Origin of the sequence: Virgibacillus alimentarius (genome assembly GCF_000709085.1) — a bacterium.
Taxonomy (GTDB): Bacteria; Bacillota; Bacilli; order Bacillales; family Amphibacillaceae; genus Virgibacillus_B; species Virgibacillus_B alimentarius.
In genome coordinates, this window is record NZ_JFBD01000051.1 from 1 (window position 1) to 22774 (window position 22774).

Below are 22774 nucleotides of genomic sequence, written 5' to 3' on the forward strand. Positions count from 1 at the left end.
TTTTGGATTTTTGAAGGCTAATTTAGGTTTCACTCGTATGTCCGTACGAGGAAAACCTAAGGTGCATAACGAAATGGGATTTGCGTTAATGGCGGTAAATTTAAGGAAGTATACCGCCATTAACAATAAAAATGGAACATTTTCACATAAAAACAAAAGAAAAAACGGTTGCGTTTATCATTTATTGATAAACACAACCGATTTTGTTTATTTGGGGCTAGTTATGTCCCAGCCTCTTTAAATATTTATTAATTAAACCAACGTTCCGTGACCACTTTCTTTCGTGTATAGAATTGAACACCATCTTTGCCATTCGTTCCTAAATCACCAAAGAAAGAGGCTTTATTTCCAGCAAAAGCAAAGAATGCCATAGGAGCTGGTACATTTACATTCACACCGACCATACCTGCATCAATTTGATGACGGAATTGTTGCGCACTTTTACCACTTGATGTATAAATAACTGCACCATTTGCAAACTTTGATTCATTTGTCAGTTTTATACCTTCTTCTAAATCTTTTACCCTTACAACACTTAGAACAGGTGCAAAAATTTCCTCCTGCCATATTTTCATATCAGTATTCACTTCATCGAATATAGTTGCCCCCACATAGTATCCTTCTGGAACACTGTCTTCTATTTTTCTGCCATCAACTAGTAGTTTTGCTCCCTCTGCAACACCACTATCAATATAGCCGAGGACACGGTCTTTATGAGAGTCGCGAATTAACGGGCCTATAAAATTATTCTCATCCAGGCCATCACCGACTTTTAATTTTTTCGTTTCGGCAACAAGTTTTTCGATAAATTCATCCGCTACATCATCAACTACTGCCACAACAGAACAAGCCATACAACGCTCCCCACTGCTTCCAAACGCAGCACCAATAACCCCTTCAATTGTTTTTTCCATATCACAATCTGACATCACTACAGCATGGTTTTTAGCGCCTGCTAAAGCTTGGACTCTTTTACCGTTAGCTGTTCCTGTTTGATAAACATGTTTTGCAACAGGTTCTGAGCCTACGAAGGAAATTGCTTCAATCGCTGGATTTTCAAGTATACTATTAACGACATCTTTCCCACCATGAACTAAGTTAAGAACGCCTTTTGGGAACCCTGATTGATAAAATAACTCTACTAATCGTTCGGCTAAAATTGGCGTTCGTTCAGAAGTTTTCAGAACAAAGGTGTTGCCGCACGCTATCGCTAATGGATACATCCACAAAGGAACCATCATTGGGAAATTAAACGGCGTAATACCTGCAACAACTCCGATAGGATAACGCCAAATTGACCCATCAATACCAGTAGCTATCTCCGGCAATGCATCTCCCATCATTAAATTTGGCGTTGATGTAGCTAGTTCGACAACTTCAATACCACGTTGAACCTCACCACGTGCATCTTTTAATGATTTTCCGTTTTCTAACGTAATTATTTTTGCAAGTTCTTCCTTATTTTCCTCTAACAGCTGCAAATATTTGAAAACATACCGTGCCCGATTTGGAACAGATACTTGCGACCATTCCACATATGCTTCCTTAGCCGCTTCAACTGCTTTTTCAACATCTTCACTTCCTGATATAGGAACTTCCGCAATAATTTCTCCTGTTGCAGGATTAGGAATAGACTCCATTTTTTCAGTAGTTGCCGATACCCACTTATTTCCAATGAAATTCTTCATTTCTTGAACTGTAGTTTTTGTCATAGTAATCCCTCGCTTTTTATACTTGATTGATCTTTAACTCTCTCATAAAGTGCTGCCATATCTTTGTTTCCATATCCGTCATCAACAGCTTTTCCGTATAGTTCTAATAATTCTTCACTAATTGGTAATGCCAACTGATGTTTATTTGCTAAGTCTATCGCAAAATTTAAATCCTTTAATAATAAATTTAATGTAAAACCGGCTTCATAGTCTGATTTAGCAATATAATTATTATAGTTTCGATCGTAAATTCGGCTTTGTCCGTAACTAACATTTAGCATATCAAATAAACTATCTAAATCAATATTCTGTTTATTTGCAATGTGTAAGGCTTCTGCCACGCCTGCCGTATAAAAACCAATTAATAAATTATTGATTAACTTAACGGTTGTTCCACTATCAATTCGTTCACCGACATGAAAGATATTTTTTCCAAGTCTCTCAAGAATAGGTGAAACTTCATCAAAAACTTCCTTTGGTCCACCAACCATAAATGTAAGTGTTCGATTTTTAGAACCGATAACCCCACCGCTCACGGGAGACGCAAGATATTTTACATTAAATTTGTCAGCTGTATTTTTTAGCTTGTGATTTAAGTCAGGTGAAACAGTACTCGTGTCTATTAATACCGTACCTGTATGTTTGTTTAATATCCCCCCCTCTCCAAAATAGATTTTTTCCACTACTTTTTCCGATGGCAAGCTCGTGAATAAAACATCACATTGCAGCGTTAGCAAATTAGGGAATGAAACCGGCTTTCCACCTAATGAAACAAATTTTTTTAAAGATGTTTCATCTATATCAAAGCCGCTTACTTCAAATCCATCATTTAATAGATTTTCAACCATCGGCATCCCCATATTGCCTAAGCCTATAAAACCTATATGTTTCATCCTTCTCCCTCCAATTTTTATAGGTGATAACGGTCCTGCTGTATGATATGTTTGGCTATTTTTCTTTTCTTTGATATGGAATCAGTATATTGTGGTACATGAATTTCAGATAAATGATATCTGAAATTTCCTAACTCACTTTCGCTATTGAAAATTCTGCCACTTATTTTTATAGCTTTCTGCATTACTTTTTGATAAGTTTCTTCACATATAATATCCGTCATTAATTGCTGTATCTCTTTATTTGATGCATCATTTAACCTAATTAAACATGTCTTCATCACATACATCTCTTTGATGATATCAGCGAGTAGTCGTAAAATCTCTTGTTCTTCTTCTAAATCGTTTAAGCTCACATTCTCGCTATCAGAAAGCGCTTCCATTAATGATTCGAGAATACCTTGTGTCCCTCGATAATACTGCTCATTATGTGCTTCATTAGGGAACAATTTGTCAGGAGAAACGATAGAATTATTTTTCCCGTATAATTTTATAAGGTTTCGGCTAATTGTAAGTCGATTAATTTCATTTGTACCTTCAAAAATTCGATTAATTCGTGCATCACGATACATTCTTTCGATCGCGTATTCTTCCATAAAACCGTATCCGCCATGAATTTGTAATGATTCATCTACAACAAAATCAAGCACTTCCGAGGCTTCTACTTTATTAATCCCACAATCAATTGCATAAGCTGGCAGCTTAGAAAGTATATTGAGATCATCCAGTTGTTCATTATCAATTAGATGAGCTGTATAATATGCGGAACTTTCCACCCGGTAAATAGCAAGTGCCATATTTGCAATTTTTTCTTGTATCATTGAAAATTGAACAAGCTCATTTTTAAATTGCTTTCTCTCTTTTCCATATTTAACTGCTATTTCAAGCGCCTGCTTAGCCGAGCCAATATTGGCAAAAGAAAGCTTTAGGCGGGCTAAGTTTAGTATATTTAGAGCGATATAATGTCCCTTTCCCAGTTCCCCCAGAATATTTTCTTTTGGTACATTAACATCTTCTAAAATTAGCGTAGCGGTTGAAGATCCTCTAATTCCTAATTTTTGTTCTTCTGGTCCTATCGAAACTCCCGGCATATCTCTTTCAACGATAAAAGCTGTCATCCCCTCTTCTGTCCGAGCAAAGACAACATATATGTTTGCAACATGTGCATTCGTAATCCATTGCTTTTCACCGTTTAATAGATACGTCGAACCTTCATCGGAAGGTTTTGCAGTAGTTTTCGCGGATAAAGCGTCAGATCCGGCGTTCGGTTCCGTTAGCGCGTATGCTCCTATCCATTCCCCAGAAGCTAATTTTGGGATATATTTTTCTTTTTGTTCCGTTGTCCCAAAGTATACATAAGGTAAAATTCCAACTCCAGTGTGAATATTAAAAGAAACACTAAAACTGCTTGCATACCCCATTTTTTCAGCAATAAGTCCAGAAATTTTCTTACCTAACTGCAAGCCACCAAAGGCATCCGGGATATCTGCCCCTAAAAGACCAAGTTCGCCTGCTTCTTTAAATAAACTTTTAGTCACATCATAATCATACGCTTCCATAGCATCTAGTTGCGGGAGAACTTTCTCATCAACGAACTGCTCTACGGTTTGTTTTATTAATATTTCTTCTTCATTAAATTGATCAGGACTATATTCTTCTATATTGGAGGTGTTGTATGGAAAAATAAACATTCTTTCATTTTCTGCACTTGTTTTGCTCACTGAAGTAACACTCCTTTCAAAATTATTTTTGATCAATCTAATACATGCATTTTTTATGCCAACAATTATAGGACGGATAATATCGCTACAGGCTTCTTTTGGACAAAACATGAGGCCATTGCTCTGTGTCAATATTGTCTAAATGTTTAGACAGTAATCTAATTGATTTTGAATCGAGTGAGTTTATTATATAGAGTTGCTCTAGAAATATTTAGTATTTTAGCAGCTTGTGATTTATTTCCATCCGTTTTTTCAAGAGCTGATAAAATTGCTTGTTTTTCCTCTTTGCTCATTTGTTCTTCCATATTTTCAAAACGACGCTGTTGATCAAAAATCAATTTCGGAGTTTTCATTTCGTTTTCAGGGAAAAGGATATTCGAGAATTCATTATTAGTAATATGTTGATCCTCCGATAATACGAATAGTCTTTCTAAGACATTCGTCAATTCACGTACATTTCCAGGCCAATCATATTGATTAAATTTGCTTAATAACTTTTTATCAATTGTCTTCTCTTCCATATGGTACTTCTTTGATAACTCTTGAAGCTTATGAGCGACAATTGGCGGGATATCCTCTCTACGTATTCGTAGTGGTGGAATGTGGATTGGTATTACATATAGCCGATAAAATAGATCTTCTCGGAAATCCCCTTCTTTCACCATTTGTTTTAGATTTTTATTTGTGGCTGCAATAATTCTTATATCTACTGGTATGCCATCGTGTGCTCCGATTCGATACACTTTTCTTTCCTGTAACACTCTCAATATTTTTGCTTGAATGTTTAAGGGCATTTCACCAATTTCATCTAAAAATAAAGTTCCACCATCAGCTAATTCAAACTTCCCTATTTTACCGCCGGGTTTCGCTCCAGTAAAGGTTCCTTCCTCGTAGCCAAATAATTCGGATTCAATTAAATTTTCTGGAATCGAAGCGCAATTGACGCTAACAAATTTCCCTTCTGCAGTGACACCCATATCGTGAATTGCATTAGCGAATTGTTCTTTACCTACACCACTTTCTCCACTAATGAATACTGTTGCCTTTGTCTTGCTTGCTTTTATTGCAAGTTTTTTCGTTTGAGATATAACTTGACTGTCACCTAATATATCTTCAAAACGAACTTTATCTTTCATGGAGACTTTTAATTTTGAGTCCAATTTTTGTTTTACATATTGCATGCCACGATCTAACTGCTCCATTCGTTCGATGACTTGATATATTTCAGAAACTCCCTCATATACAAGCATTCCTACCGCACCAACAACTTCATTATTTTTCCAAATTGGTAATCGATGGACAACTAGATTATGCCCTTGCAGCCGGTGCGCCTGACTCCTTTCTGGCACTCCTGTTTGTAAAACAACAGGCAATCGCGTACCATCAATTACCGTATCGGCTGGTCTTCCCACTGCTTCTTTTTGTGAAACACCGACATAACGACTATATGCTTCGTTAAATATTTGAATTACACCCTGTTTATCGACAACAGCAAGCCCTTCATATGCAGTATTAAAACTGAGCTCATACCATTTAATCGTTTCTTCTAACGACTTTATCTTTTCATTTTGCTGTGTACAAAAAGAATGTCTTGCCGATTCATCAACCACACCAATTAGGTTCTGAGTCTCATCCGTAACATAGGTTGGTGTTTCTGCAATCTTAAACATTGACTCATTCTCTGAAACTGTTCGATAAGTCTCACTCATCCATTTGGTGACAACATCTGTTTGCTTGAACGCAGCATTTTGTAATGCTTGTATATAATTTTTAAGATGAAAAACACCGATTATTTTTTCGTCTTTTGTTACTGGCACTTCATTTATATCTTTTTGCGCCAATAACTTTAAGGCGTCATTAACTTCTGTTCTTTCGTCAATTATTATAGTATTTTTCTTCATCCAAAATTGTACAACCAAACTATGAGCATGCATGTTTTGTCACCTTTCATTTTAAAAGTATTCAGGAGTAGCTTCTTAACTTTACTATTGTTTATAAAGTTAAGAAGCAAATTTTACAAGTAAGAAAAAGTTATACAAAGAAAGATTTTACGAGTTCACCTGAAACATCTGAAAGTTGCTTATATTGATACTTTGGATTTTGGCCTTTATCAATAATTACCGAACGAACACCTTCATAAAAATCAGCATGATTCAAAAAGTTTTTCACAATGCGTTTATCTGTCTCTAAACATGTCTTAAATGATTGCCCTTCTCCTTTTATTAGCTGTGCCAAAGTTACTTTTAGGGATGTAGGTGATTTTTCTAAAATTGTGTTTTTTGTATTTACACTGAATTCATCCGTACTATTCGTTAATGATTCTATAATCGTTTCAACCGATTCATGTCTAAAATGTTCATCAATCATAGACCGCAAGTTTGCTAAATTACTCTTTTCTTGATAAATTGGCTCTGCATACTCCTGTATTATCTTATCGAGATGATCATAGATTTTCTCTACTTGAAAATCAGCTTGTAATAAAGTCTCCTTAAATTGAGGAAGACGATCGCTCGGTATGTAATGTTGTACGGCATTACTATAGACAATATCTTCACCACGGATTATTTCTGATGTTAAAGCTAAATATCGACCTATATATCCAGGGGCTTGATTTAAAAAATAAGCTGCTCCTACATCAGGGAAGAAGCCAATGTTCATTTCCGGCATTGCCCATTTTGTTTTTTCTGTAATGATACGATGGCTTGCACCGTAGGACAAACCTACTCCGCCCCCCATTACAATACCGTCTAAAATAGCTACAATGGGTTTAGTAAATTCTGAAACTAGCAAATCAACTTCATATTCAATATCAAAAAATTCAAGGGCTTCTTTCATATTTTCATCGCTATCTTTTGCAGCATATAGTTTTTTTATATCTCCACCAGCACAAAAACCTTTTTCTCCGGATCCACTCAACAGGACTGCTGACACACGAGTATCATCTTGCCAAGCCAAAATTTTTTCTTTCATTTTTAATAACATACTAGTGTTCAATGAATTAAGTGCTTTAGGACGATTTAAAATTATTTCTGCAAAACCGTTGTCATGAATTTTAAACAATACATCTTCCAATACTCTCTCTCCTTCTATGAATGTTTAAAGTTTGGTGAACGTTTTTCACTGAATGCTTCGACACCTTCTTTTGCATCATGCGTTAAAAACAATTCAGCAAATAGTTCTCTTTCTCGTTTTAAACCTGAATCTATTGTTTCGTTATTACCTTTAACAATTGCTTGGACTGTACGGCTAATAGCTTGCATACTTTTGTTTTTAATATAGGAATTCGCAATTGCCCCCGCTCTGAACATAAGTTCATCCTTCGAAACTACTTCCTTCACAATTCCATATGATACTGCCTCTTTAGCGGATAATTGTTTACCTGATAATATTAAATCTACAGCTGTTGATACACCAGTTAGTCGACTTAATCTTTGTGTTCCGCCAAAAGTAGGAATCAAACCAAGATTTAATTCTGGAAGCCCAAGAATAGCCTCATCTGAAGCAATTCGAATGTGGCATCCCATAGCAAGTTCTAATCCTCCTCCAAGGGCTGGTCCGTTAATCGCTGCAATTACAGGCTTTCTCATCGATTCTATTTCATCACACAATGCTTGACCGGCTTTAGCCATTTCTAATCCTCTTTGATCGTTCCCCATTGCAGGAATAAACTCTTTTATGTCTGCACCTGCAACAAAAAAGCGACCATGACCTGTGATTATCACAGCAAAAACATCCTCATTGTTATCTAATTCCGCAATAACTTCACGCAATTCATTGATACACGCGGAAGATAATGCGTTAGCTGGCGGTGCATTTATTTCTAAAATAGCCAATGGTCCTTCATAGGTTAAATTTGTATATTTATTATCCATTCCATTTGCCTCCTTTAACGATCTATACAGATATCAATGCAACTTTTATGCCAGCCTATTATGACAGCGTTTCCAATTAATTATTAGCAAAATAGTGTATAATTGTATAGGCAATTATACACTATTTAGACATAAAAACCAAAAGTGTCTAAGATAATTAATAAATAGTAGACGAATCACTTGAACGAAAACTATTTATAAAAAGTTGAATCAAATAAATTCAAATAGACAAAAATGTATGTGCAAAAGTGTTTACGATTTAATACCCAAAAGAATAAGCTTACCGATTACGATAAGCCCGATGCATGAAAACGGATAACTAAAAAAATAAAAATTGCCATCGTATTTGGCATCATATTTATAACAACCGATTTAATATTCAGTAATACTTTTTCCAATTTGCATTTAAACCACTAACAACCCAATAGATTTTCAAAACGTGTATATTCGCCGGAAATCATGAATTGTTATATGTTTGCGAAATCTCCTTCTTTGCAATAATTTCATTTGCTGCTTCGAGCCTTTTATGTTCATCAACTGAGTCCCCCGCAAACTTATTCTGCATAGGTAAAGGTTTATTGGCTTTTAGCTCATTGTGAACGTTTATTTGCTCTTCCTCATTTGCCTTTGTTGGAAACTGAGATTTCTTGTTTGATTGTTCCTTCATTTTTTTCACCTCATTATAGTGTTTGTGTAGCAAACCCTTTTATACTAAAAATTCCTGCAAATTCTTGTCCCTTTTAATTCTTACACTTAATGCGAATTGACCTATTTATCAAATAAAAGGAAGGGAATTGTCTACAAACGATTTAAGAGCAACCAAGGAAAGATGATATCAATTTTATGATCTTATTGAAAGGCTTCGATTATGAATTACATAATCGTTATATGGAAAGAATTAATAATCAAACAAGGCTCGGAACGCATAATTTAGGAGTAAGCTAGTGCTCAGGCCAACATTTGACTTAGAACCATAATAAAATAAAGAAACCCCCTAGCCATAAACATTAATATGGCAAGGGGTTTTTATTATTAACCAACAGAACCGTCCATTTCCATCTTAATCAGACGGTTCATTTCTACAGCATATTCCATTGGTAGCTCTTTCGTAAATGGTTCAATGAAGCCCATTACGATCATATCTGTTGCTTCTTGCTCTCCTAAACCTCTACTCATCAGGTAGAATAGCTGTTCTTCTGAAACTTTAGATACTTTTGCTTCGTGTTCAAGTGAAATATTGTCATTATAAATTTCATTATACGGGATTGTATCTGATGTTGATTCGTTATCCATAATCAACGTATCACACTCAATATTAGAACGGGCACCTTCCGCTTTACGTCCAAAATGAACGATACCTCGGTAATTTACTTTTCCACCTTTTTTCGAAATTGACTTTGAAACAATAGATGAAGAAGTATTTGGTGCTAAGTGATGCATTTTAGCGCCTGCGTCTTGATGCTGGCCTTTCCCAGCCAAAGCAATCGAAATGGTGTTTCCGCGTGCTCCTTCTCCTGCTAGAAGTACAGCTGGGTATTTCATGGTAAGCTTAGATCCCATATTTCCATCAATCCATTCCATTGTTGCATTGGATTCACAAGTTGCACGCTTTGTAACTAAATTATAAACGTTATTTGCCCAGTTTTGGATTGTTGTATAACGGCAATATGCATCTTTTTTAACGAAAATTTCTACTACTGCACTGTGTAGTGAATTTGTTGTAAATACAGGAGCTGTACAACCTTCTACATAATGTACAGATGCACCTTCATCAACAATAATTAAAGTTCTTTCAAATTGTCCCATATTTTCGGAGTTAATACGGAAGTAAGCTTGCAGTGGTGATGTTGTTTCTACACCTTTTGGTACATAGATGAATGAACCACCTGACCATACTGCAGTATTTAACGCAGCAAATTTATTATCTGAAGCTGGTATAACTTTACCAAAATATTCTTTAAACAGCTCTTCATGCTCTCTAAGTGCTGTGTCTGTATCTTTAAAAATAATTCCAAGTTTTTCTAAGTCTTGCTCTAGACTTTGATAAACTACTTCTGATTCATATTGAGCTGAAACACCGGCTAGATACTTTTGCTCTGCCTCTGGAATGCCGAGTTTATCAAATGTTTCCTTAATTTCATCGGGTACTTCATCCCAAGTTCTTCCTTGTTTTTCAGAAGGTTTTACATAATAGACAATTTCATCAAAGTCTAACTCAGAAAGATCACCACCCCATTGAGGCATTGGTTTACTATAAAAAACATCTAACGCTTTTAAGCGTTTTTCAAGCATCCATTCTGGTTCCTCTTTCATTCGGGAAATTTCTTCAACAACGTTTTTCGTCAAGCCTCTCTCAGTACGAAAAACAGAAACATCCTTATCGTGGAAACCATATTTATATTCTTCCATTTCAGGTATATCTTTCGCCATGATTAAAACCTCCTATAAGATATTCATACAAACGGAGTAATGCCTTTTAGGACATTTAGGTTTGTATGCTAATCCATTGGCTAACTACTCTTTATGAACACCTTTTTCCATTGCCTTCCATGCTAGTGTAGCACATTTAATGCGTGCTGGAAACTTAGAAACTCCTTGTAGTGCTTCTATATCTTCCAAGTCTAAATCTGCTGTATCCATGTCTTTTCCAAGCATCATATCGGAAAACAATTCAGACATTTGTAATGCATCATCTAACGTTTTCCCCTTAATTGCTTGAGTCATCATAGACGCAGAGGACATGCTGATCGAACAACCTTCACCATCGAATTTAACATCTTTTACGATATTATCTTCTACTTGTAATTGTAATTGTATACGATCCCCACAAGTTGGATTATTCATATCAACAGTCAGTACGTCACCATCGATAACTCCCTTATTACGAGGGTTTTTGTAATGATCCATTATTACTTGCCGGTACAGTTGGTCTAGATTACTAAAAGACATTACCAAAAAACTCCTTCGTTTTTAAAAGTCCATCAACCAAAATGTCAACATCTTCTTTTGTATTATACAAATAAAAACTCGCACGTGCTGTAGCTGTTACATCCAGCCATTTCATAAGCGGTTGGGCACAATGGTGACCCGCCCGTACAGCAATTCCCTCTGCATCAAGTACCGTTGCTGTATCATGCGGATGTACACCCTTCAAATTAAACGTTACTAATGCAGCTCTTTTTTCAGGCCCATAGATTTCGATATCATCAATTGTATTCATTCTTTCTATTGCATAATCTGCCAATTCATGCTCATAATTTGCCACTTTATCCATGCCGATTTCATTCAGAAAATCAATTGCAGCACCTAAACCAATTGCTCCAGCAATAACTGGTGTCCCGCCTTCAAACTTCCAAGGGAGTTCTTTCCATGTAGAATCGTATAAATTTACGAAATCTATCATTTCTCCTCCAAATTCAACTGGTTCCATAGACTCTAGCAATTCTCGTTTACCATACAATACCCCAATACCAGTAGGACCACACATTTTGTGTCCGGAAAACGCATAAAAGTCACAGTCCATATCTTTTACGTCCACTTTAATATGTGGTGCACCTTGAGCGCCATCCACAAGAATAATCGCTCCATTTTCATGAGCAATTTTAGCAACTTCTTTTACTGGATTCACTGTACCTAATACATTGGATACATGTGTTATGGCAACAATTTTTGTGTTTTTAGTAACTGTCTTTCGCACATCTTCAAGTGTTATTGTGCCATCGGATTGTAAAGGGATATATTTCAACGTAGCATTTGTGGCCTTTGCTGCTTGCTGCCATGGAATAATGTTACTATGATGTTCCATTGGGGTAATAACAATTTCATCACCCGCTGTTAAATGATGACGTGCATAACTTGTTGCAACAGTATTGATCCCAGTTGTTGTTCCACGATTAAATATTATTTCGGCGGAACTCTCTGCATGAATGAATCGCCGCACTTTCTCACGAGCACCTTCATACTTGTCGGTAGCTCGTGAGCCAAGTGTGTGAACACCTCTATGCACATTAGAATTATCTTGTCGATAATAATCATTAACTGCTTCGATGACGGACAATGGTTTTTGTGCAGTTGCAGAAGAGTCCAAATAAACAAGAGGATGTCCATTAATCTCCTGATTTAACACTGGAAATTGTTCTTTAATAGCATTTATATCCATTAGTATACCTTCTTCTCAATGACTTCTTTTAATTGTTCTCTAACGGAAGCAATTGGTAATTGATTAACAACTGGTGCAAGGAACCCATGAATGATTAAGCGCTCTGCCTCTGTTCTTGTGATACCACGACTCATTAAATAATAAAGTTGAAGCGGATCTACTCTTCCTACTGATGCTGCGTGCCCCGCTGTAACATCATCTTCGTCTATTAAAAGAATAGGGTTTGCATCTCCTCGTGCATTCTTACTTAACATCAGAACACGAGATTCTTGTTCCGCATTAGCCTTTGATGCACCATTTTCAATTTTTCCGACTGCATTGAAGATTGAAGTTGCACTATCTTTTTGCACCCCATGCTGCAAAATTTGTGCATCTGTATTTAAGCCATAATGAACTGTTTTTGCAGTGAAGTTTTCAATTTGTTTCCCTCTGCCAATCGTAACAGTTTTAGGGAATACACTTGAATTATCACCTACTAGGTGACTGACATTTTCAAATATTGTATTACCATCGTTCATTTGCCCCAATGCCCAATTAATCGTAGCATCACGATATGCAATTCCACGACGATTCATATATGTGGTTGTTCCGGCAGCAAAGTTGTCAACTGCACCAAAAGATACTGTTGCATTGTTATATGCTATTACTTCAGTTACTACGTTTGCTATTGTTTCTTGTTCATCATTATGTGAAATGTAATTCTCGACATAGGTTAACGAACTGTTATCGTCTGCTACTACTAACACATGATTAAACAATGCTGTCTCAGGATCTTCTTGCCAGAAAATAGCTTGCAGGGGCTCTTCTACCTGTACATTTTTTGGAATATATACGAATATCCCACCATTCATGAGCGCTGCATGGAAAGCCGTTAACCGATGCTCATCTACAGAAACAGCGTCTTTCATATAGTATCTTTTTACTAAATCTTCATGATTTTGAATAGCTGTGAATATATCTGTAAAAATAACACCTTTATCTTTTAACTCTTTACTTAAAGCACTATATGCTACAGTTTGGTTACACTGAACCAATACGTTTTCCGATGCACCTTCTTGATTTAATAAGCCTTGAATTTCAGATGGCAAATCATTCTTTGATGAAATCGCTTCTCGCTCTGATACATGCTTGAATTTACTGAAATTCCAACGATTTATTTTTGTTTTATCAGGCTTAGGCATTTCTAGCGCATCAGCTTGCTCTAAAGCTTGAAGGCGTAATGATTTCATCCATTCTGGTTCATTTCTTTTTTGCGAAAACTGTTCGATATATTCTTTATCGTATGGCAGTTTTGTTTCTACAGTCATTTTACCCCTCCTAACAATACTATTACGCTTTTTGCCCTACTGTTTCGTCTTCGATGCCTAGTTCTGCTTTAATCCACTCATAGCCTTCCGCTTCTAGTCTTTGTGCTAATTCAGGACCGCCTGATTTAACAACACGGCCTTGCATCATCACGTGGACGTAATCAGGTGTAATATAGTTTAATAAACGTTGGTAGTGTGTAATGATTAGGCATCCGAAGTTATCTTCGCGCATTTTATTAATACCTTTAGAAACTATTTTCAATGCGTCAATATCAAGACCGGAGTCAATTTCATCCAAAATTGCAATTTCTGGCTTCATCATCATTAATTGCAAAATTTCGTTACGTTTTTTCTCTCCGCCTGAAAATCCTTCATTCAGATAGCGTTGTGCCATATTTTTATCTATTTCTAGAAAATCAAGCGTTTTGTCCATTTCCTTGATAAACTTCATTAAAGAGATCTCATCGCCTTCTTCACGGCGAGCATTAATGGAAGAACGTAAGAAGTCAGAAGTTGTTACTCCGCTGATTTCACTAGGATATTGCATTCCGAGGAATAGGCCAGCACGTGCGCGCTCATCTACTTCCATCTCTAGTACATCTTCCCCGTCTAGATGAATACTTCCTTCTGTAATTTCAAATTTAGGATGTCCCATAATCGCGGAAGCAAGCGTTGATTTTCCAGTACCATTGGGACCCATGATTGCATGGAATTCTCCGCCTTTTATTGTAAGGTTTACACCTTTTAATATTTCATTACCTTCAATGGTTACATGAAGATTCTTAATTTCTAAAACTGATCCAGCCATGTCGATACCTCCAAGTACTATTTGTTTGAATGAAGTTTTAATCCATTCTTAATTTATTCTAATTATAATCTTAAATCATTTAGAATCAATATTCAACTCTTTTAGTTTTAAGGTGTAGATGGGTTAATTATAAAAATTTCTTAATGATAAAAATGATATCATATTTTCAATAAAGGGAGATTAATAGGAGTAAAACGAGTAGATACTATTCATTCATAAACCATAAAAATACTGGTGATCCTTTCAATCGGGAACACCAGTATATCATATTATTACTTATGAATTTGATTATCTATTTCAGCGATAAGATGTTTACATTGTTCATACTCCTGTTGTCTCCGTTTTTCAACAGTGAGTCGTTTATCAAATTTTCTGCTGTACTCCGCATATCCCATATTATGAGACTGTTGCATTGCTTTTTCCATTTTTGGAGTATAATTCATTCGTATTCCACTTTGGATAGTGAACCATCCTTTCGGTTTATTTGCAATCAACTTTATCGTATCACATATAGAATACCCCAGACAAAGTGCGAATAAACACATATTGGCGAAAAAAGCTTCATTTTATGAATTCTCTTAAATATAATGTTCCCCAAGTCTTAAAACAATGAATTTCTCTGTCATTAACAATTGAATACTGTGTTTTTCGATTTCATAACTCATGAAATATCCGTTAATGATCTCCATCAACAAGAACAACAGCTCTTGCGTAAATCTTCAATTTAAATCAATTAAAATTCCTCCTAAATATAAAAAGCCTTTCTGCTTGAGAACAGAAAGACGTTATATCTCAAGTTTTGTGTTCTTTCATATGGTTTCGTCAACAATATTGGCTATATTTTAAATTGTTACTTTCTACTAAACAATTCAGGTTTATACTTCAGTAGATAAGAGTAAATATTAGGAATAGACTTAAAAGCATAAATTTTTTCTTTTATTTCATTCTCTTCCTTAATAAATAAACAAGGCACACTTTCTATTTTTGCCTCTTGCATAAAGTCAGAGAACAAAGATGCATTCATTTCATAAAAGATGTCCTCTCTATGGACTGATTCAATATGCTCAAGCATAGATCTTGCCAAATGGCATGTACCGCAAAAAGGTGTGTGAATATATAATAAATAACGTTCTGTGTTTAAAAGTTCATTTGTCATCGATAGCAAAAAAATCACCTTATCGTTATATTGTATAATACATCTAATGTAATCTACATTAAATAAATGGGGTTAACCATTATATCCTTATCTATTAATGCCATTGCTAAAATTTCTTCAGGGGTTGTTGCCACCTCCCGAAATTCACTGTTTACATAAATATGTTCTGCGTGCGGAAGCTCATGCGCTAATTGTTTCCTGAGTTTTATTCCGGCATCATCTTCATCAACAAGAATATAAACATCTTTATAATCTAAATCATAACCATCTAATAATTCATCAAATCGTTCTACTCCAAGTGTTCCATTTGTACAAATAATCGTGATGTCGTCCATTAGTACTTTTTCTATTTGCCTTTTATCTGTTAACCCCTCAACAATAACAATCCTATCTGTATCATCACCCATCATACCATAACACCCCTTCATCATTAAACAAAAAAGCCAGCGTTAGCATATTCTTTAAATTATTTTTATTTGCTTCTTAATATATAGTATATGTTTCAAACTGTATTAAAGTACAAATAAGACTGACCCGCAACTTTACTAGATGCGAGTCAGTCTTTGTATGTTTCTAATTATTAATCTTCATTTATAAATTCTTGATATTGCTCATCTGATAGAAGCTCATCAATTTCTGATTCATTTGATGGCTCTACTACGATCATCCAAGCTTTTTCATATGGTGACTCGTTTACAAATTCTGGACTATCTTCTAAGTCTTCATTTATTTCAACAACTTTTCCGCTAATTGGCGCATATAGTTCAGAAACTGTCTTAACTGATTCAACACTTCCGAATGGCTCATCAGCTTCGATATCGTCACCTTCTTCAGGAAGTTCTACAAATACAATATCTCCCAATTCTGATTGAGCAAAGTCTGTAATACCAATACGAACTTTGTCACCTTCTTTTTTAACCCATTCGTGCTCTTCTGAATACAATAAATCTTTTGGTAAACTCACTGTAATCCCTCCGTTTTTAATTGCATAAGTATAGGCATGTCTTTTTCTATGTTAGTATATCTAATAATAAAAGAATTCACTTCGATTATCAAGTAAAAAAGAGATAATTGGAAAGTACATCATTCATTTTATTTTAACCACATTTCTTTATATGTATCCTCGTTAAAACCAACAAGCACATTTGTTCCATCTGTTGCAATAGGGCGCTTGATTAACATACCATCAGAAGCTAAAAATTCTGCCATTTCCACTTTACTGGCATCTTTTATTTTATCCTTCATATTAAGCTCACGATATTTTTTTCCGCTTGTGTTGAAAAATTTTTTAGCCGGTAAACCGCTCTTATCAATGAGGTCCAATAACACCTCTTTTGCTGGTGTTTCATCCACGATATGTATACTGGTATACGGAACATCATTATCATCAAGCCACTTTTTCGCTTTTTTACACGTGCCACACTTCGGGTACCAATAAAAGGATAACACCATTATTTCCCTCCTTCATTTCATCGTTTCCCTTGTATTGTAACATAAGAATAAAGGCCTGCCACATCTAATGCATGCGGCAGGTCTTTTTCATTCAAATACTATACAATATATTTTTCTTCATCAATGATAGTAGAAGCAATTTCTCGTTTTTTAGCAATTACGTTGATTGGTGTATGTCTTGTAAGTTTGCGTAAAGATGAAAGCATCATACGTAATGCGTCACCTTCTTCTACTGCAATTAATGTTTCTTTAGCATCTGCTTCAATACGGTTAAAAGCTTCCTGAGCATAAACTTGTGTGTATAGAAGTTTTTGTTTGCTATTTTCTTCGCCATTTCTATCAATTGCTTTCTGTGTACGAAGAATTGCTGCCTCCATATTGTATACTTCTGCAGCCATATCCGCTAAATTCACAAGAATTTCTTGTTCATTTTCAATATTTTGTTGGAATTTTTGTGCAGCTAATCCAGCGCCCAGCAATACTATTTTCTTTGCATTTTTCAATAAATATTTTTCCTGCTCTAATGTCTCAGAACCAACTTCTTCCGGCATCAGCATCATTAATTCTTCTTGTAACTCTTGCGCTTTTTGAAGTAAAGGCAATTCCTTCTTCATTGCCTTCTTCAGTAACGTTCCAGGAACAAGAAGACGATTGATTTCATTTGTTCCTTCAAAAATTCGGTTAATTCTTGAATCCCGGTACATACGCTCTACTTCATATTCTTGCATAAAACCATAGCCGCCATGAAGTTGAAGAGCCTCGTCAGATACATAATCAAGTAGCTCTGTACAAGTGTATTTATTCATGGAACACTCAATTTGATATTCTGCAATTGCCCGGGCAATTTCACGTCCATCTTTAAGCTGCTCATCAGTTAAAGAACTCATGCGTTGTTTAAACAAACCTACTGTGCGGTAAACAGCACTTTCATTTGCATAGGTCTCTACGGCCATTGTAGCTAATTTTTCTTGTGTAAGAGAAAAACTTGAAATAGGAGTATTAAATTGCTTTCGTTCATTAACATATTTTGTAGCAAGCTCTATGCTTCGTTTTGAGCCACCTACACCGCCAATTGCTAATTTATAACGACCAACATTTAAAATATTAAATGCAATAATATGTCCGCGTCCTTTTTCTCCTAACAAATTTTCAACCGGAACTTCCGCATCCTCTAACACTAATGTACGTGTTGATGAACTTTTGATCCCCATTTTCTTTTCTTCAGGACCAGTTGAGACACCAGGAAAGTCTCTTTCAACGATGAATGCCGAGAAATGTTCACCGTCAATTTTTGCATAGACAATAAAGACATCAGCAAATGCAGAGTTTGTGATCCATTGTTTTTCTCCATTTAAAACATAATGTGTTCCTGCTTCATTCAGTTTAGCTGTAGTTTTTGCGCCTAAAGCATCAGATCCAGAGCTTGGTTCTGTTAATGCATAAGCAGCTAATAATTCACCGGTTGCTAGTTTCGGCAAGTACTTTTCTTTTTGTTGATCATTTCCGAAAAAGACAATTGGAAGTGAACCAATTCCAACATGTGCACCATGTGTTACTGAAAATCCACCTGCACGAGAAAATTTCTCGGAAATTAGTGCAGAACTAATCGTATCTAATGCTAATCCGCCATATTCTTCAGGTACATCTGCGCCAAGTAATCCTAGCTCACCTGCTTTTTTCAATAAATCTACAGAATGCTCAAATTCATGATTTTCCAGATTATCAATTTTTGGTACAACTTCACCAAGTACAAAATCTTCCGTTGTTTTGGCAATCATATGATGTTCTTCCGTAAAATCCTCCGGCGTAATAACATCATCAGCCTGTAAATCTTCTACTAAAAATGCGCCGCCTTTAAAAGTTTTTTCTTGTGTTTCACTCATTCTTATCGTCCCCTTTTTTTAATAAATAAAATCTAAATGAACCTTTTATACATAGAATGGCAGATTACAAGAGTTCAAAAACACCTGCTGCTCCCATTCCACCTCCAATACACATTGTCACAACGCCAAATTGCACATTGCGGCGTGCCATTTCATGAGCCAGGCTTAATGTTAGCTTTGTGCCAGTCATACCCAACGGATGTCCTAAAGCAATAGCTCCTCCATTAACATTCACTTTATCTGTATCTAAACCGAGTGTGTTTATTACATGAACAGACTGTGAAGCAAATGCCTCGTTCAATTCGATTAATCCAATATCAGAAAGGTCAAGTCCAGCAATCTTCAATGCTTTTGGTACTGCCTCTACTGGTCCTGCACCCATTATTTCGGGAGCAACTCCAGCAACAGCAAATGACCGAAATTTCACTAGTGGAGTTAGGCCCTCTGATTCTGCTTTTTCCCTATCCATAACAAGTACAGAAGCAGCTCCATCACTCATTTGTGATGAATTCCCAGCTGTAACTGATCCAGTCACAGAAAAAGCTGGACGCAGTTTGGAGAGAACCTCTATCGATGTTCCCGGGCGCACGCCTTCGTCGGTGTCAAACATCTTTGTTTTTTCGTCAATTTTATTTTCTTTTCCTACAAAACGATTTGTTACTTCCACAGGAACAATTTCATCTTTAAATTTATTTTCGCTAATCGCCTTCGCAGCACGTTCATGACTTTGCACAGCAAAAGCATCTTGATCGCTTCTTGAAATATTAAATCGTTTGGCTACTTCTTCCGCGGTGTGTCCCATTGACATGTAATATTCTGGTGCAGTCTCTACAAGCTTAGAATTTGGCTTGATGTTATGTCCGCCTGTAGGAATTAAACTCATTGACTCTGCCCCGCCTGCAATAATTGAATCACTTGCACCAACCATTATTCGTTCTGCTGCATAAGCGATACTTTGTAAACCGGAGGAGCAATAGCGATTAATCGTAATAGCAGGTATATCCGTTTTTAAATCTGCAAGCCCTACAATATTACGAGCCATATTTAGCCCTTGTTCTGCCTCTGGCATTGCACAGCCGATAATGACATCATCTATATTTCCATTATAATCTCCAGCACGTTTTAACGTTTCTTTAATCGTTAATGCTGCTAAATCATCAGGTCGTGTTGTAGCAAGTTTACCCTTTTTCGCTTTCCCTACCGGTGTTCTTGCACCTGCAACAATTACAGCTTCCTTCATGTTACTTCCTCCTTAGTTTATTAATTGCGAAGTGGTTTTCCTTTCATTAGCATATGTTGCATTCTAGCTTGAGTTTTCGGTTCACCTATCAGACTCAAGAATGCCTCACGCTCTATATCAAGCATTGTTTGTTCATCAATATAGGATCCTGCCGTAATTCGGCCACCAGATAGTACATAAGCTAACTTTTCTGCAATTTTCAGGTCATGGTCTGAAGCATAACCGCTATATTGAAGTGATTTTGCACCTAGCAACATAGCTGCATATCCGGAATCACCGACTACAGGAATCTTTTCACGTTTTGGAGCAGCATATCCTGCTTTTGCTAAAGATAATACTTTTTGTTTTGCGTCATAGAGTAAATGTTCTGGATTTACACTAATTCCATCTTGCTTATTCAAATATCCATTTTCACGCGCCTCTTCAGCAGAAGTCGAGACATTCGCCGTTGCGATTTGTTCAAAAACATTATTAGCTACTTTGGATAGGTCAAAATCAATTCCCTGTGGCATATTGCGAAGCATCTTTAAATAAAGCTCTTTTGTTCCTCCACCGCCTGGTATTAGGCCTACTCCACATTCAACAAGACCAAGATATGTTTCCTGGGATGCTTGAACGGCACTTGCAGGCAACGTTACTTCTGCACCACCGCCTAACGTCATATTAAACGGAGCTGTAACAACTGGTTTATTGGAATATTTGATAGCCATTGCCATGTTTTGGAATTGCCTGATAACCAAATCTAATTCAAAAAAGTTATCATCTTGAGCTTCAAATAACATCATCCCGAGATTGGCACCTACACAAAAATTCTTTCCTTGATTTCCGATAACAAGGCCCGCGTAGTTTTTGTCAACTTCCTCAATTGCATATTGCACCATTTGCATGATGTCTGGTCCAATTGCATTACTTTGAGAATGGAATTCTAGTCCTGCTACACCATCACCTAAATCAATCAAACTCGCACCCTTATTCTTTTTGATAACTCCATTTACATCTTTTAATCTTTTTAGATTAATTTCTTTTTTATTAAACGTTTGTTTTTTAAATTCCCCGTTATCATAGTAATAAATAGCACCATTGTCTTCCTGGTAAAATGTTTCGTTTCCTTTTTCCAGATGCTTTAATACCCAATCTGGAATTTTGTCCCCTTCAGCTTGCATACGCTCAACTGACTTGCTAACGCCAATGGCATCCCACATTTCAAATGGTCCTATTTCCCAGCCAAACCCTAAACGCATTGCTTGATCAATTGAAATAATATCATCCGCAATTTCGCCTAGTAATTCAGCAGAATAAATAAGTACAGGCTTAACTACTGACCATACTAAGTCACCGGCTTTGTCTCCTTTTGCCTTTACAAGCGCTTTCAATTTGTTTTTGGATCCCTTTGCTTGATTAGCCATTTCAGTTGCGGTTGTTTTTAATTTATTGCGATCCTCATATTCCATTGTTTCTGGGTTCAGTTCATAAATGACACTTCCCTTATCACCCTTCTTTTTCAGGTAAAATCCTTGACCAGCTTTGGATCCAATCCAACCATTTTTTTGCATCTCCATCATAAAGTCCGGAACGCGGAACATCTCTTTTTCATTGCCATCCACCTGGTCAAAGACGTTTTTGGCTACATGGATAAATGTATCCAATCCGACAACATCCAATGTCCGGAATGTTGCACTTTTTGGACGTCCGATCATTGGTCCAGTAACTGAATCAACTTCTCCTACACTATAGCCACTGTTTAGCATTTCTTGGACCGTGACAAGCAAGCCATATGTTCCGATTCGATTTGCAATAAAATTAGGCGTATCTTTCGCTTCTACAACACCTTTTCCAAGAACATCCTCTCCAAATTCTTTCATGAATTCCAAAATTTCAGGATCGGTGTTTTTCGTTGGTATAACCTCTAATAATTGCAGGTAACGTGGCGGATTAAAAAAGTGTGTACCTAGAAAATGCTTTTGAAATTCTTCTGAACAGTCAGCAGCCATATCTTCGATTGAAATACCTGACGTATTCGAACTTACAATCGTTCCTTCTTTACGATACTTTTCAACATTTGCAAACACTTTTTTCTTTATCTCAAGATTTTCTACAACTACTTCGATAATCCAGTCAACATCCGCTATTTTTTCCATATCATCATCCATATTTCCAACTTCAATTAAGTCAAGACTTTCCTTTGTTGTAATTGGTGATGGTTTTTGTTTTAAAAGGCTTTTCTTACTTTCTGCTGCCAAGCGATTTCTAACTGTTTTATCATTTAACGTTAATCCATTTTTTTCCTCATTCTTCTTTAATTCCTGCGGTGCTATGTCCAGCATTAACGTTGGTATTCCAACATTAGCTAAGTGAGCGGCTATACTGGAACCCATTACTCCTGAACCTAACACTGCAGCACGCTTGATTGTTTGCTTCATGTTTTGTCCTCCTACCTATAATTTGAATGAATACTCATTCATTTTATTTTAAAAAATAAAAGATAGTAGTGATCTATCCGTCTATATATACTATAAAATACTTTTGAATATTTAGCAATATATATCTTTAAATTTTCCAAATTTTTTAAAG

General features: G+C 36.1%; 20 protein-coding genes and 1 pseudogene. 1 reads left to right on the plus strand and 20 read right to left on the minus strand.

The features are described from left to right. Window positions 1-241, plus strand: a pseudogene (locus GZ63_RS18370) (IS5/IS1182 family transposase); the annotation flags it as partial. Window positions 242-248: 7 nt separating this feature from the next. On the opposite strand, the gene GZ63_RS0108935 reads toward GZ63_RS18370, so the two are convergent. The 20 genes from GZ63_RS0108935 to GZ63_RS0109030 form a co-directional block, all read right to left on the minus strand. After that, the gene (locus tag GZ63_RS0108935) at window positions 249-1712 is read right to left on the minus strand and encodes a CoA-acylating methylmalonate-semialdehyde dehydrogenase (RefSeq protein WP_029268747.1); all 1464 of its coding nucleotides are present in this window, start codon (window positions 1710-1712) and stop codon (window positions 249-251) included. Then, window positions 1709-2605: an NAD(P)-dependent oxidoreductase gene (locus GZ63_RS0108940; RefSeq protein WP_029268749.1), complete on the minus strand. Its 897-nt coding sequence runs from the start codon at window positions 2603-2605 to the stop codon at window positions 1709-1711. Before GZ63_RS0108940 ends, GZ63_RS0108935 begins: the two co-directional genes overlap by 4 nt. 17 nt (window positions 2606-2622) lie before the next feature. Beyond that, window positions 2623-4326, minus strand: a complete 1704-nt coding sequence (locus GZ63_RS0108945; RefSeq protein WP_226374356.1) for an acyl-CoA dehydrogenase family protein — start codon at window positions 4324-4326, stop codon at window positions 2623-2625. Between the two features lie 158 nt (window positions 4327-4484). After that, a complete protein-coding gene (locus GZ63_RS0108950; RefSeq protein WP_198020925.1) occupies window positions 4485-6227 on the minus strand; it encodes a sigma-54-dependent Fis family transcriptional regulator in 1743 nt (580 codons plus the stop codon). Window positions 6228-6357: 130 nt separating this feature from the next. Continuing rightward, window positions 6358-7398 carry an enoyl-CoA hydratase/isomerase family protein gene (locus tag GZ63_RS0108955; RefSeq protein WP_226374358.1) on the minus strand — a complete coding sequence of 347 codons (1041 nt, stop codon included), beginning with the start codon at window positions 7396-7398 and terminating at the stop codon, window positions 6358-6360. A 14-nt stretch (window positions 7399-7412) separates the two neighbouring features. After that, window positions 7413-8198: an enoyl-CoA hydratase-related protein gene (locus tag GZ63_RS0108960; RefSeq protein WP_029268756.1), complete on the minus strand. Its 786-nt coding sequence runs from the start codon at window positions 8196-8198 to the stop codon at window positions 7413-7415. A 457-nt stretch (window positions 8199-8655) separates the two neighbouring features. After that, the gene (locus tag GZ63_RS0108965; protein WP_029268758.1) at window positions 8656-8865 is read right to left on the minus strand and encodes a hypothetical protein; all 210 of its coding nucleotides are present in this window, start codon (window positions 8863-8865) and stop codon (window positions 8656-8658) included. A gap of 365 nt (window positions 8866-9230) precedes the next feature. Further along, window positions 9231-10628, minus strand: a complete 1398-nt coding sequence (gene sufB / locus GZ63_RS0108970) for a Fe-S cluster assembly protein SufB (protein ID WP_029268760.1) — start codon at window positions 10626-10628, stop codon at window positions 9231-9233. A gap of 84 nt (window positions 10629-10712) precedes the next feature. Beyond that, window positions 10713-11147: a Fe-S cluster assembly sulfur transfer protein SufU gene (gene sufU, locus GZ63_RS0108975; RefSeq protein WP_029268762.1), complete on the minus strand. Its 435-nt coding sequence runs from the start codon at window positions 11145-11147 to the stop codon at window positions 10713-10715. Beyond that, the gene (locus GZ63_RS0108980) at window positions 11137-12357 is read right to left on the minus strand and encodes a cysteine desulfurase (protein ID WP_029268764.1); all 1221 of its coding nucleotides are present in this window, start codon (window positions 12355-12357) and stop codon (window positions 11137-11139) included. Before GZ63_RS0108980 ends, sufU begins: the two co-directional genes overlap by 11 nt. Continuing rightward, entirely contained in the window at window positions 12357-13664 is a 1308-nt protein-coding gene (sufD, locus tag GZ63_RS0108985) for a Fe-S cluster assembly protein SufD (protein ID WP_029268766.1), read from the minus strand. The genes GZ63_RS0108980 and sufD overlap by 1 nt, the downstream gene beginning before the upstream one ends. Window positions 13665-13686: 22 nt before the next feature. Beyond that, window positions 13687-14472, minus strand: a complete 786-nt coding sequence (gene sufC, locus GZ63_RS0108990) for a Fe-S cluster assembly ATPase SufC (RefSeq protein ID WP_029268768.1) — start codon at window positions 14470-14472, stop codon at window positions 13687-13689. Window positions 14473-14744: 272 nt separating this feature from the next. Further along, on the minus strand, window positions 14745-14915 hold the full coding sequence (locus GZ63_RS18115) for a hypothetical protein (RefSeq protein ID WP_198020926.1): 171 nt from the start codon (window positions 14913-14915) through the stop codon (window positions 14745-14747). 407 nt (window positions 14916-15322) lie between these two features. Next, a complete protein-coding gene (locus tag GZ63_RS0109000) occupies window positions 15323-15628 on the minus strand; it encodes a thioredoxin family protein (protein WP_029268770.1) in 306 nt (101 codons plus the stop codon). 53 nt (window positions 15629-15681) lie between these two features. After that, window positions 15682-16038, minus strand: coding sequence for a toprim domain-containing protein (locus GZ63_RS0109005; protein WP_029268772.1), 357 nt, complete (start codon window positions 16036-16038; stop codon window positions 15682-15684). Window positions 16039-16208: 170 nt separating this feature from the next. After that, window positions 16209-16592, minus strand: coding sequence for a glycine cleavage system protein GcvH (gene gcvH, locus GZ63_RS0109010; RefSeq protein ID WP_029268773.1), 384 nt, complete (start codon window positions 16590-16592; stop codon window positions 16209-16211). A 128-nt stretch (window positions 16593-16720) separates the two neighbouring features. Continuing rightward, entirely contained in the window at window positions 16721-17080 is a 360-nt protein-coding gene (locus GZ63_RS0109015) for an arsenate reductase family protein (protein ID WP_029268775.1), read from the minus strand. A gap of 98 nt (window positions 17081-17178) precedes the next feature. Next, window positions 17179-18963, minus strand: a complete 1785-nt coding sequence (locus GZ63_RS0109020) for an acyl-CoA dehydrogenase family protein (protein WP_029268777.1) — start codon at window positions 18961-18963, stop codon at window positions 17179-17181. A gap of 64 nt (window positions 18964-19027) precedes the next feature. Beyond that, window positions 19028-20203 carry an acetyl-CoA C-acetyltransferase gene (locus GZ63_RS0109025; RefSeq protein ID WP_029268779.1) on the minus strand — a complete coding sequence of 392 codons (1176 nt, stop codon included), beginning with the start codon at window positions 20201-20203 and terminating at the stop codon, window positions 19028-19030. 20 nt (window positions 20204-20223) lie between these two features. Continuing rightward, window positions 20224-22623, minus strand: a complete 2400-nt coding sequence (locus tag GZ63_RS0109030) for a 3-hydroxyacyl-CoA dehydrogenase/enoyl-CoA hydratase family protein (RefSeq protein WP_029268781.1) — start codon at window positions 22621-22623, stop codon at window positions 20224-20226. Window positions 22624-22774: the final 151 nt, after the last annotated feature.